Below are 13,000 nucleotides of genomic sequence, written 5' to 3'. Positions count from 1 at the left end.
CACCTGAACGCAATTAGTACCAAAATCTAGATTTTAATTCTTTAACTCAATAGTTATTCTAACTTTTGATAGAGATTTCAAGTCAATTAATAAATTTCCCTGAGATTCAATAGATTTATTTAATAGTTATTTTAAGGAAAAATCAGAAAATATAAAGTATAAAACTTGTCAAATTAGCTCTTTGCTATTGTCATCTCTGTAATTTTTGACAATGGATTTCTGAGAGATTGTTTGAAAAGGTATCAAGTTGTATTCTATAAATTCTGTTATTTGTAACCAACTAAACAATTTACTCATCCTCAATATCGCTTTCTTTATTTTTGGAATTTAGCCGCCAAGAGGTGGTTTTTTCAATATCTACAGAGAGTTGTTCTAGGTTTTGCCCTAAATCTTTTTGGAGTTTCTGAGTGAGTGTGATTGGAAAATCTAAATTAATACCTTCACTTTGTGCTAGCCTTGCCAATTCTGTAAAAGTAGCTTTGATTGTAGTCCGCTCATAACTAGTCAGCTTATAATAGGCAGTTTCAGATATGTTCTGAGCTTGCATGGCTTTTTTCATGCGTTCTTGCAAATGCTCAAATTCTGAATTCAACAACTTGTATTGTTGCTCAAGTTGCGAGTATGTGCTACTTAGTGATATTAAATCTTCCGTTGCAGGATCGGGACTGGCTTGAGCTTGTAAATCTAATAAATTTGAGTGAATTTGAGCCAGATAAATACAATCTAAGTAAGCATACTCTATCTGTTCTTCAGTCAGAGGGCGTTTTCCCCAATCGCTTGTTTGTTCTTGTTTATCGATATTGTTAAAGTTACAAAGTGATGTAGCTATGGTTTTAAGTTGGTAATTAGGTAATGGTAAAAGATAGTAGGGAATTTTTTTTGCCATTTCTAAAGTGCAAGTAATATTTTTGGCTTTCTTGTTACCAAGAAGCTTTAGATCATAACTGGCGTTGTGAAAAACTTTTTCAATTGCAGAATTTATCATAATTTCTTCAATAAATTCAGCTATAATATTAGGCTGATCTAGGACATCTAAAAGGTAAACGCGATCGCCACTCATATCTTTGGGATTATCTAATACCTGAATCAGCGATAGTCGGGGATTACGACTTTTATAGTCAGCAACTTCTGTATCTATCCACAGCATTTTAGCGTTGGTATATTCAGCAACAATGGCACTAATTTCGTGGGCGGAAGTAAGGTACGGCATTGGCTAATATTTCCTGATATTTGGGGCATTGTAAGTAAGCCATAGTTTTCTAAAGTAACATTTTGTTGGTAATTTTGCTGCCACAGAATTGCAAAAATGCTGAAGTTTTGAGTTGCATAGGCTTAGATATCGCCAAACTGACTTAAATCTGATAACATCGAGTCACTACTGTCAGGCTGCACAGTCTACCACCTAAAGAAGCTCTGGGCATCTACATTAAATTCATAGAGAGCTACAGACTGTATGTAGAGGCATCCTGGTTAGCAACCGTCAGGAAAATTGGATTGGCGCTTCTGAGAAATGGCTGCAAAATCTTAGCCTCAAGAAATCGTCTAAGTTTCAATTTCTAGTAACCTAAGCAATTGCTTGGGAACTTTTGCTACTTCACATTTAATTGCTTTTTAACATCTGCTCCTCACAATCACACACACCTCAATTAATCGCTTCTAGTATTCAATTTGGAGAAGATAATGAAAAAGCTAATTCTATTACTAGTTAGTAGCATTTTGGTAGTTGGTACTTTTGGCTGCCAAGAGGCTCCTAAAACTGGTTCAGAAGCTTCTAACACTACTAATGAAGCCGCTCAAGCACCAGCAACACCAGCTTCTCAGATAAATCAAACGGCAGATAAAACTATTGCCAAAATTCCCGGAACACAAACGACTCCTTTAGCAGTTAGCACAGATACTATTAAAACCGATTCTGAAAAAACAGCAGCAACAAAAGCTAAAAGCAACTTGAAAACTCAAGTTAGTGAAAAGTTGAATAAAGGCTTACCAGGCAATAAGTTACAAGTTGAAAACAAAGAGGGTGAAATTATCCTCAAAGGCACAGCAACTTCTGCTGAAGAACTCAAGAAAGCTGAAACCTTGGCTAAAGAAGTTCAAGGTGTAAAGACAGTGAAGGTGGAAGCAAAAGTTGAAGCTGTGAAAATGCCATAAAAGAATAACTGAAGCTCTCAGTTAACATCGGCATAAAAGCTAAACAAGGACTTACGCAGATGTAAGTCCTGTTTTTTATTTGCAAGTTCGTAGTAAGGACTTTAGTCCTTAAGACTTTATATAATGAACATCTGTAGTTCATTTAGTTAATGAAATTGTTATTAAAGTAGTGGTAAATGAAGAATTTGATTTTGATATTCGTTATCAAAAGATGCTTCAGCAATTAAAATTAATTCATTAATATTCTGACCAATTGTTAATTTATCATTCAAAATAAAAATACCTGGTATATTACGTCCTTGGGCGATATGTTCAGCCAAATGTACAGGCATAGATTTGCGGTTATTCGTAACCAATAAAAAGTAGTGTTCTTCACACCAGCATAATATTTCTGGGTCTAATGTACTTTTAGGAGGCGTACCAGGATCGCCAACTACCCAGACAACTAAATCACGTTTTTGTCGTTTGAGTTGAACCTGATAAAGAGGGGCAACATTTTCATCCAGCAGATATTTGAGAGTCATTTTCTTGTGCTTTTTTGATTGCTTCTCTTTCAGCTATCAGTTTTTTTAACTTAATTACAACTGGTGGGGGATTGCGTCGCTGTTCTTCTTGCATTCTATGACTCCATTCCAACCAATCAGCTATATAGTTGCTTACAGCTTCTTTGTTGTGCAAATAATAAAGAATAGTCGCGTAAACTTGTTCTAGTGTTAGTGATGTATAAATGTTGGAAATTTCTTCTGGAGTTCGAGCGCGGTGAATGTACTCGTAAAGGATAGTTTCAATTCCTACTCTTGTACCTTTGAGTCGAATATCATCAGGACGCTGAAAGTCGAAGTAATCTTCTAGTTGCATAATTTACTTTATTATATTTACCCCTAAAATCATCTTACATACTTATAAAATATTCTTGCAATAAATAGTAATAAATTGATAGCGATGTCTACGACGGGCTACGCCTACGCTTTGCAGTTGATGTCTTAGCAGTTAGTTATCTCAACTAAAACTGGAATGATTTGATATAGTTGCTTTTGAGCGCCTGCAATGAAATCTCGTGCTTGTGCTAACTCTAGCAGGATTGTATTTTCTCTAAACCACGATTATCCTACCCTCTCTGCGTCTCTTTTGCCTTTGTGGTAGCCTGCGGCAAGCCGCTACGCGTCTACGATAATCCCTAATTTTCCCCCTACCCTCTTGCGAATTTTTTATTAGTTGATACACTTGTTCTTCATTAGCCCAGTGAACCACGGCCTATGGTGCATATCAAGCGCGTGGAACTTACGAACTTCAAATCCTTCGGTGGCACAACCTCAGTCCCTTTGCTACCGGGGTGTACTGTCATATCTGGGCCAAATGGTTCGGGTAAATCTAACATTCTAGATGCACTGCTATTTTGCCTCGGACTCTCCAGTTCTAAAGGAATGCGAGCCGATCGCCTCCCAGATTTGGTAAATAACACCCAAACGGCTAAAGGACGCGCTTCTATTGAGGCTAGCGTCACTGTGACATTTGATTTATCAGGAGAAGATTTATCACGCAAAGCCGCAAAGGCGCAGAGTGACGAAAGCACAGAAGAAGATCAAGAGAATTCCCACTCCCCACTCCCCACTACTTCGGCTCCGCTCAGTACAAGTCCCCACTCCCCAACTGAGTGGAGTGTCACTAGAAGGCTGCGAGTCACTCATCAAGGAAGTTACACATCGAACTACTATATCAATGGTGTACCTTGCACGCTAACGGAATTGCATGAACAACTAAGTAACCTGCGGGTTTATCCTGAAGGCTACAACGTGGTGTTGCAAGGGGATGTCACCAGCATTATCTCGATGAATGCGCGGGAACGGCGGGAAATTATTGATGAATTGGCTGGGGTGGCTGCATTCGATCGCAAAATCATTCAAGCTAAATCAACTTTAGATGAGGTGAAGGAAAAAGAAGATAGCTGTCGGATTATTGAGACAGAATTAACTGCACAACGCGATCGCCTTTCCCAAGATCGGGCTAAAGCTGAGAAATATCAAAAACTCCGCACGGAATTTCTCGCCAAACAATCCTGGGAAGCTGTATTATCATGGCGATCGCTACAAGCACAACAAGAAAAATTAGTTCACGAAATTCAAACAGGCGATCGCAATTCTACTGAACTCACTACCCAACTCACAAACCTAAATTCCCAAATCGTCCAAAAAACTGCTGAACTTGAACAACTCAACGCCCATGTAAAAGCCTTGGGAGAAGAGGAACTTTTGGCGGTACAATCTACCCTCGCCACCCAAGAAGCAGAACGAAAACAACTCCAGCGTCAGCTAACAGAATTACAAACGACTTCCCAAGAAACCGCCAAACGTCTGCTTCAAACTCAGCAAGAAATTGAAAAACACCGTCATTCCCTAGAAGAAATTGCCCAAACCCAGCTTGTAGAGACGCGATTCATCGCGTCTTCCCAGCACCAAAGAAATGAAGCCCACCAATCTCTAGAAACCTCCCGCCAAGCCGCCGCAGAAATCGCCTCGGCTTCAGAAGCCTGGGTGCAGCAACAAACTGCATTCAACCGTCAAATTGAAACTCTGCTGCAAACTCTAGAACCGCAACGCACAGAAAAAGCACAACTCACAGAACGCAATAATCAGTTACAGCAATTAATTTCAGAGCAAACCCATTTAATTGAACGCGACGAACCCCTTTTAGCCCAAAAACAAACCGACTGTAATCAAATTGAAACGGAATTTAACGCCTCTAGCGAACCCATCCAAAATTTAGCTCAAAATCTCTCAGCCACAGAACAAGAACTGCTAATCCAACAGGAAACCCAAAAACGGTTACTTTCTGAACAACGAGAAAAACAACGCCAGTTGGATAAAATCGAGGCGCAAGCGCAAGCACAGCAAGAAGTCCAAGGAACCCAAGCGAGTAAAGTCATCTTACAATCGGGAATGCCTGGACTTTGCGGCTTAGTTGTGCAGTTAGGAAAAGTGGAACCGCGCCATCAGCTAGCTTTAGAAATGGCAGCCGGTGGACGTTTGGGACATATTGTGGTGGAAGATGACAGCATCGCCGCCGCAGGGATTGAATTGCTCAAACAGAAACGTGCAGGGAGAGCGACTTTTTTACCACTAAATAAAATTCACGCTCCTAAATTTACTCAAGATGCAACGCTGCGTTTTGCTAACGGTTACGTTAATTATGCTGTGAACTTAGTCGATTGCGATCGCCGTTACAAAGATGTATTTAGCTATGTTTTCGGTAACACGGTGGTATTTGCCAACCTGGAGGCGGCGCGGAAAAACTTAGGATTATATCGCATCGTCACCTTAGACGGGGAACTCTTAGAAACCAGTGGTGCAATGACTGGTGGTAGTAACAGCCAGCGTTCAGCCTTGCGCTTTGGCAATGCAGAAGCGGCAGAATCTGATGAAGCGATCGCTTTAAAAAGTCGCTTGCTGGATATTGAGCGAGTTTTAGAGCGTTGTACAGAAGCGATCGCTACTTTGTCAGCCAGAACCAAAAAACTCACCCAAGAACTCACAGAATCGCGTCAGGCGCGGCGCGAACAGCAGTTGCAATTGGAACAGTTGCAGAAAGATATTAAGAATTTAACAACGCAATTAGAAGGGACGCGATCGCAACTCGCCCAAAACAGCGAAAAGTTAGCCACAGCTCAATCCCGATTAGAAATCTTAGAGCGGGAATTACCGGGACAAGAAACTCAATTGCAACAATTGCGACACGCCTTAGCAGAGTTAGAAGCATCCCAAACCCCCAGCGAATGGCAACAAATCCAGGCAACCATTAAAATTCAAGAGCAACAATTGCAACAACGCGAAACAGCGTTACGGGAAGCCGAACAAAGATTAAAAAATTTAGAAAATCAGCAACAACGTTTACAAGAAAAAATCCAAGAAGCAGAAACGCGAATCACCGAATACGAAACCCAACAAACCTCTTGTAGAGACGCGATTCATCGCGTCTTGAGCCAAACCACAACGCTAGACGATCAAATCACCCAAACCCGTTTATCGTTAAATCAAATGGAACAAAATTTAGGAGAAGAAAAACAGAAACGCGACGCCACAGAACAAGAAGTGCGATCGCATCTTTTGCGCCAACAACAATTACAATGGGAAATCCAAAAACTCCAAGAAACCCAAGAGAAGCGCCGCGAAGAACTAATTGCACTACAAAACCAATTGCGGGATATGGGAGCAGAATTACCAAATCCCTTGCCGGAAGTTCCAGATAAGGTAGATTTAGAAGAATTGCAAAAAGAATTGCGATCGCTTACCAAACGCTTACAGGCAATGGAACCTGTTAATATGCTGGCGTTGGAAGAATACGAACGCACTCAAAACCGTCTCCAAGAACTGACGCAAAAATTAGAGACACTAGAAGGGGAACGCACCGAACTACTTTTGCGGATTGAAAATTTTACCACATTGCGGCAACTTGCCTTTAAAGAAGCATTCGATGCCGTCAACGAAAACTTTCAATCGATTTTCGCCATTCTTTCCGACGGCGACGGCTTCTTGCAACTTGAAAATCCTGAAGATCCCTTTAGTAGTGGGTTAAATTTAGTCGCACATCCCAAAGGTAAACCCGTACAGCGCCTAGCTTCCATGTCTGGGGGAGAAAAATCACTTACAGCCTTGAGCTTTATCTTTGCCCTGCAACGCTACCGCCCATCGCCATTTTACGCCTTTGACGAAGTAGATATGTTCCTAGATGGAGCAAACGTAGAACGATTAGCTAGAATGATTAAACAACAGTCACAACAAGCGCAATTTATAGTTGTGAGTTTGCGTCGTCCGATGATAGAATCAGCCGAACGCACAATTGGCGTTACTCAAGCACGAGGAGCTTACACTCAAGTTTTGGGGATTAAGTTACAATCATCCAATACATCTGCTTGAGTTTTTGTTAATAATAGTGTATAGATAAACCACGTAATGTGCGACTTTCTCCCAAACCTAACCCCCAACACTTTCCCTAAAAGGATTGGGGAGCAAAAATCAAAGCCTCTCTCCCTGTGGGGGAGAGGTTTGGAGAGGGGTTCTAAGAATAAGTTGCATATCGCGTTAAACCGGATTCGAGATCAGGACTCGGTATAGAATGACCTCCGAACAGATAATTAGGCGTTCCGACATATTAAATACCCAGGTGATTACCCGCGACAACGGCAAGCGGCTAGGCATCATCAGTCAAGTCTGGGTTGATATAGATCAACGAGAGGTTGTGGCTCTTGGTTTGCGAGACAGCCTGATCTCCATTTCGGGCATACCGCGCTATATGTACCTCAACAACATCAGCCAGATTGGTGATGTCATCCTGGTTGATAACGAAGATGTTATAGAAGATATCGAAGTTGAATCTCTCAGTAATCTGATTAACTGGGAAGTAATTACAGAAACAGGTGAAGTCTTAGGCAAAGTTCGGGGCTTCAAGTTCAACGGTGAAACTGGGAAGCTTAACTCCATAGTTATTGCTTCTTTAGGATTGCCCCAAATTCCCGATCAATTTCTCAGTACTTACGAGTTCTCAGTAGATGAAATTGTCAGCACTGGCCCCAATCGGTTGATTGTGTTTGAGGGAGCCGAAGAACGGGTAAACCAGTTGACAGTTGGTTTACTAGAGCGTCTGGGTATCGGCAAAGCACCTTGGGAGCGAGATATAGAAGAAGAATACGGCTATACCCCACCGCGCCAAGTTGCCCCAGCCAATCAACTGCCTAGTGGAGTGCCATTGCAGCCACCCAGGCAAAAAGTTCGCGCCCCCGAACCCGTAGCGCGGGAAGAGGAATGGACAGAAGACTATGTGGAAGAGGAAAGGCCACAGCGTCAGGTAATGAAGGCGCGGCAGTATGAATCTATTCAATACGAAGAAGATGAGGAAGAAGATAACTGGAGCGAAGCAACCGGCAGCGACAGGTATCAACAACAGCAGCCGCTAAAGTATGATGCCCAGTCCTATAGCAAGAAGCCTTATGTTGATGAATACGATGATTATGACGACGTAGACGGCGATGCTTGGGAAGATGCGCCGAAGCCTGTGAATATTCCTAAGAAAGTCAAGGAAAGACAGCCAGAATACGAAGAAGAAGGCGGATATTAAGTAATTCGTAATTCGTAATTCGTAATTAAAGAAGATTAATTTAGCTCTTTCCTTAGAAGTAAGGAGGGGGCTAATTTTTTAGAACGCACTAGCGACAGCAAGTCGCACAGAATTATTTACACACAATTTTTAGTCTGGACAAGGGTTTCATTGCTAAATAGTGTGTAATTAATTTTGTTTAAGTACTTGTAGCGAAGACAGTGTAAGCGATAGCTCTAATATTTTCTTGTTTGTCAACTTTCATTTTTATAAACCTTGCTACGATGCCCGATATCTATAACATTTACTAATAAAACATCATCGAAAACATCGTATATAACTCTATAATCGCCTACTCTAATTCGATATGTGTTTTCTTCACCCTGTAACTTTTTAACTCCATTGGGACGTGGTTCTATAGCCAACTCATCTATTTTGGGTTGTATGCGATCTTGTAATTCTTGAGATAGTTTTTTAAACATTTTTCTAGCCCCCTTGGTAAATTTAACTTCGTAAGTAACGCTACGCCCTTTTTTCTTTCATTAGCGATTTCCTTTTTAATGTCGTCCCATGCAATAAGACTATTATTTTCTATATCACTTTTAGCAGCATGATAGGCTCTTAAATCGTTTTCGTCCTCTTCATCTTCGATTTTCTGAAGTAGTGCATAAATTTCATCTAGGGTACTATCGTAAGCTTGGTTTAGCAGTACGTTGATAGCTTTGATTAATTGTTCGCGTTCGTGTTCGGTTTTCATAATTAAGCCTCTTTAAGATTGTTAAGTTTGATTAATTTATCAATTCTATCAAGTATAAATAACTCATTTTGAAAACTCAATATCATCTAAGGGTAATAATCCTTCGTCCACGTCGGCAAAGTCTTCGTCCAGTGGTTCAAGGGTGGAAAGGGTTTCCAGGAGGGATTTTTTCTTGATGGGGGAAATGATGGCGAAGGGGATACCGTTTTGGGTAATAGTGAGGGGTTCGCCTGTTTTCTGGGCTTGGTTGAGTAGGGTTTGAATGGTTTCGGGGAGATCCGAAAGGGTGATTTGTGTCATGGTGGGTTCTGGGGTTAGCGGATGGGGACTTGACGCACATCTATTTTACCTGTGACGGCGTTGGTGATGAGGGCGGTGCAATATTCAAAACAAGATTAAATCCGGGATTCCACACCCAGAACTGTCACACCACAATTAAATGGATTTATCTAGTATTTATGAACTAATTAACTCTAGGATCAACGCTAAAACAGTTTGTAACTAATTAGTGAACTATTCAGAAACTCACCAAAAACTGCTAGCGTCAAACAAAGGAAAATATCGTTGTGGACTTTCGAGCTTGAAAACCCGTTCTAATTACTGGCAACTGCTGCCTTATATCCGACTCCAGTGGCAAACCATCGCCAGGGGACTTATTGGTATCTTGGGATACGTACTGGCAACATTAGTGTTGATAAATATTGCCGGTAAATTGGCAACTCCCTTTGCCCAAGGTAATGTAGTAGCGATCGCTCAAATAACTGGCAGTTGTGCCTTAGTATTTCTTGTTAGAGGCTTGTTTCAGTCTATACAAGATATGTACATGGCGAAAGCTGCTTTGAGAGTTGCTTTTCATCTCCGCCAGCAAGTCTACACACATCTGCAAAAGCTAAATCTCAGCTATTTTGAAACCGCAAAAGCAGGTGATTTATCTTACCGCCTCACCGAAGATGTTGACCGCATTGGCGAAGTGGTAAATAAAGTATTTCACGACTTTATCCCCTGCATTTTGCAGTTGCTAGCAATTCCGATTTACATGATTTACCTGAATTGGCAACTGACATTAGCAACGGTGATAGTTGCACCGTTAATGGGTATTTTAGTTGGCTGGTTTGGTGAACGGTTACGCAAGTATTCCTTAAAAAGTCAAAATCGCGTGTCGGGTTTATCAGCCATCCTCGCGGAAGTTTTCAACGGTATTCGTTTGGTACAGGCTTTTGCTGCCGAAAATTACGAAATCGCCCGCTTTGGCCATGAAGCAGAACGCAGTCTCAAAGCCAAATACTCAGCCGAACGCCTGAAAGCGATTCAGATTCCCATCATCGGATTTTTGGAAGCCTTAAGTGCCTTATCGTTACTGATTGTGGGAGCGTGGCAAATTTCCCAAGGTAACTTAACAGTGGCGAATTTTTTCAGTTATCTGGCGGCGGCGGCGCTGTTAATTGATCCCATTGGTCATACTACTAACAACTACAATGAATTTAAACAGGGTGAAGCATCTGTTGATCGCGTTTTTGAATTGATGGCAATTCAGCCGACAGTGATTGAAAAGATAAATGCGATCGCTCTCCCCCCAGTCAATGGCAAAGTAGAATATCGTCATATTTCCTTCGCTTATAAACCGGGTGAACCTGTATTAAAAGATATCAGTTTATTAGTATCACCAGGTGAAGCGATCGCTCTTGTGGGTGCTTCTGGTGCTGGTAAAACCACATTTGTCAATCTCCTCCCCCGTTTTTACGATCCCGAAACTGGTCAAATATTAATTGATGGTGTTGATATTCGAGATGTCAAGCTGCATAGTCTACGGCGACAAATTGGGATTGTTCCCCAAGAAACCATCATGTTTTCCGGGACAATTGCCCAAAATATCGCCTTTGGGCAAGATGTTTTTGATATGGAAGCAGTTACAGAGGCGGCGAAAATTGCTAATGCTCATCAGTTTATTAGCCAACTGCCAGAAGGTTATCAGACTTGGGTGGGTGAACGTGGGGTAAACTTATCAGGGGGACAAAGACAAAGAATTGCGATCGCTCGTGCTGTTCTGCTCAATCCCCAAATCTTGATTCTCGATGAAGCGACATCAGCATTAGATTCTGAGTCAGAAGCACTGGTACAGGAAGCACTGGAAAGATTGATGGAAAAACGCACAGTGTTTATTATTGCTCACCGTTTATCGACAGTTAGAAGGTGCGATCGTATTTTAGTTCTCGAACAAGGACAAATTGTCGAATCGGGAACCCATGAAGAATTATTAGCCTTAGAGCGTCGCTATGCGCGGTTTTATGCCCAGCAGTTTAGTTAGGCGGACTGAATAGATGATTTTAGTCCAATACAGTTCACTTAGTGATTTTTGACCTCGGAAGATCCCCCCAACCCCCCGATAAATTGGTTCGCTCTAGTTCCCTCCTTAAAAAGGAGGGTTAGGGAGGATCAAGCCTTAACTAAACTCTATTGCATTTTAGTCCACTTGAGTGGACTTAAGCTATCAGCCTGGAACTTCAGTTCTGGGCGGGATGTCTGTAAACACGACTATTTAACTTTGACTACCCCCTAGACTGAATTGCCTTAATTAAGTCATAAAAAGGTTGCCAATTATCTTCCTGAGCAATTGGTTCCCAAATAGATTCAATCACAGGTCTTAATAATGCTGTTTTCGGATTATGAACAGTTAGAGTTTGAGCAATTACATCAATGCCATCGCTCTCCAAATCATTCAAAATTTTATGATAGAGTATACACCAATCATCAAAAACTCCTGACGCACCCGGTACTGGCACAATATCTGAACTATTCATCACAAAACCTGGTTCGTCTCGCCATTTCGATGAAAAAGTCCGAGCCATTTCATAAAAAAACTGGTGATAACCAACTTGGCTATCTTTCAAAAATTCAACCGTTAGATTCAACAGTTCCCCAGCTTCTGGATGTGGCAAATCCTCAAAACCTAACTTTTTCAACATCAAAGAACTGTATTCAGCTTGATAATACTCATCAAACATTGCTAATCCAGCTTCCATTTCCTCTTTATCGATAATCGCCTTTAAAGGTTCCTGGAGCATTTGTAAATTCAACTGACAAATACTTGGTTGATTACCGTAACAGTAGCGTCCATAATAGTCAAAATATGCAGCTATAAAGGATGGGTTATAAGTTGGGATAAACGCGTAAGGCCCATAGTCAAAACTCTCTCCCGTAATCGACATATTGTCAGTATTTAGGACTGCATGACAAAAGCCAGCCGCCATCCACTGCGCTACTAGTTCTGCAACTCGTTTCACTAATTCGGCGTAAAACAAGGCATATTTATCTTCTTCAGCACTTAAGTGTCGATAATACTGCTCAATTACGTGGTCTAATAACTTCTTAGTTAAATCTGGACGCTGGAAAAAATGCAGTCGCTCAAAAGTGCCAAACCGAATATGAGAACTGCTCATTCTAATCATCACACATGAGCGGGTAGGCGAAGGTTCATCGCCCCGCCAGAGGGGTAAACCTGTTTCAATCATGGTAAGACAGCGCGAGGTACGTACACCCAAGTGGTGTAGTGCTTCCGCAGCCAGAACTTCCCGCACCCCACCTTTGAGCGTCAGCATACCATCGCCACCACGGGAGTAAGGCGTTCTTCCAGAACCTTTTGTGCCAAAATCGTACAATTCGCCATCAGTAGCGCGTACTTGCCCGTAGAGGAAGCCTCTACCATCACCTAACTGTCTGTTATATTCACCAAATTGATAGCCGTGGTAACGTAGTGCCAACAAGGGTTTACGCCCCTGAAATTTGCCAAAAGCTGTGATAAAATCATCATCTTTGACTAGTTGGGGATCTAAACCCAAGCGGGGTAGTAGTGCATCGTTACGCCAACGCAGTAAGTGTTGAGGAAATTCCTCTGCTGCAACCTCATCGTAGTAGTCATCGCCTAGAGATTCCAAGGCGCTTTCGTAGTTGAGGGAGAGAAAAGGATTGCTAGAATTTTTGTAGTTTGGAGTTTCAGCCAGAGTCATT

The 13,000-nt window shown here is 41.7% G+C and carries 11 protein-coding genes; 4 read left to right on the top strand and 7 right to left on the bottom strand.

All coding sequences use genetic code 11. From position 1 onward, the window contains the following. Positions 1–289: 289 nt before the first annotated feature. Positions 290–1,210: a ribonuclease D gene (locus D1367_RS15685; RefSeq protein ID WP_118167271.1), complete on the bottom strand. Its 921-nt coding sequence runs from the start codon at positions 1,208–1,210 to the stop codon at positions 290–292. Between the two features lie 470 nt (positions 1,211–1,680). Between D1367_RS15685 and D1367_RS15680 the strand changes: the two genes are divergently transcribed. Beyond that, complete coding sequence (locus D1367_RS15680) at positions 1,681–2,151, top strand: BON domain-containing protein (RefSeq protein WP_118167270.1); 471 nt, start codon at positions 1,681–1,683, stop codon at positions 2,149–2,151. 161 nt (positions 2,152–2,312) lie between these two features. Here the strand turns inward: D1367_RS15680 and D1367_RS15675 are convergent, their stop codons facing one another. After that, positions 2,313–2,675 carry a DUF5615 family PIN-like protein gene (locus D1367_RS15675; RefSeq protein WP_118167269.1) on the bottom strand — a complete coding sequence of 121 codons (363 nt, stop codon included), beginning with the start codon at positions 2,673–2,675 and terminating at the stop codon, positions 2,313–2,315. Next, positions 2,650–3,009 carry a DUF433 domain-containing protein gene (locus D1367_RS15670; RefSeq protein ID WP_118167268.1) on the bottom strand — a complete coding sequence of 120 codons (360 nt, stop codon included), beginning with the start codon at positions 3,007–3,009 and terminating at the stop codon, positions 2,650–2,652. The genes D1367_RS15675 and D1367_RS15670 overlap by 26 nt, the downstream gene beginning before the upstream one ends. Before the next feature lie 398 nt (positions 3,010–3,407). On the opposite strand from D1367_RS15670, the gene smc reads away from it, so the two are divergent. Both smc and D1367_RS15660 read left to right on the top strand, forming a co-directional pair. Further along, the gene (smc, locus tag D1367_RS15665) at positions 3,408–7,061 is read left to right on the top strand and encodes a chromosome segregation protein SMC (protein WP_118167267.1); all 3,654 of its coding nucleotides are present in this window, start codon (positions 3,408–3,410) and stop codon (positions 7,059–7,061) included. Between the two features lie 199 nt (positions 7,062–7,260). Beyond that, a complete protein-coding gene (locus D1367_RS15660) occupies positions 7,261–8,259 on the top strand; it encodes a PRC-barrel domain-containing protein (protein WP_118167266.1) in 999 nt (332 codons plus the stop codon). 233 nt (positions 8,260–8,492) lie between these two features. Here D1367_RS15660 and D1367_RS15655 read toward each other — a convergent pair whose 3' ends face one another. The 3 genes from D1367_RS15655 to D1367_RS15645 all read right to left on the bottom strand — a co-directional run bounded on the left by D1367_RS15655 (position 8,493) and on the right by D1367_RS15645 (position 9,295). Beyond that, positions 8,493–8,720, bottom strand: a complete 228-nt coding sequence (locus D1367_RS15655; RefSeq protein WP_118167265.1) for a type II toxin-antitoxin system RelE family toxin — start codon at positions 8,718–8,720, stop codon at positions 8,493–8,495. Beyond that, the gene (locus D1367_RS15650; protein WP_323808699.1) at positions 8,669–8,995 is read right to left on the bottom strand and encodes a hypothetical protein; all 327 of its coding nucleotides are present in this window, start codon (positions 8,993–8,995) and stop codon (positions 8,669–8,671) included. Before D1367_RS15650 ends, D1367_RS15655 begins: the two co-directional genes overlap by 52 nt. Positions 8,996–9,058: 63 nt before the next feature. Continuing rightward, positions 9,059–9,295, bottom strand: a complete 237-nt coding sequence (locus tag D1367_RS15645) for a type II toxin-antitoxin system Phd/YefM family antitoxin (RefSeq protein ID WP_118167264.1) — start codon at positions 9,293–9,295, stop codon at positions 9,059–9,061. Between the two features lie 280 nt (positions 9,296–9,575). Between D1367_RS15645 and D1367_RS15640 the strand changes: the two genes are divergently transcribed. Continuing rightward, on the top strand, positions 9,576–11,300 hold the full coding sequence (locus tag D1367_RS15640) for an ABC transporter ATP-binding protein (RefSeq protein WP_118171488.1): 1,725 nt from the start codon (positions 9,576–9,578) through the stop codon (positions 11,298–11,300). 241 nt (positions 11,301–11,541) lie between these two features. Here D1367_RS15640 and D1367_RS15635 read toward each other — a convergent pair whose 3' ends face one another. Next, on the bottom strand, positions 11,542–12,999 hold the full coding sequence (locus D1367_RS15635) for a protein adenylyltransferase SelO (protein WP_118167263.1): 1,458 nt from the start codon (positions 12,997–12,999) through the stop codon (positions 11,542–11,544). Position 13,000: the final 1 nt, after the last annotated feature.

The sequence above is a fragment of the Nostoc sphaeroides genome, from assembly GCF_003443655.1.
GTDB classification, from domain to species: Bacteria; Cyanobacteriota; Cyanobacteriia; order Cyanobacteriales; family Nostocaceae; genus Nostoc; species Nostoc sphaeroides.
Note: the sequence above shows the minus strand (reverse complement) of the source record. Positions and strands in the feature narration are given on the sequence as shown.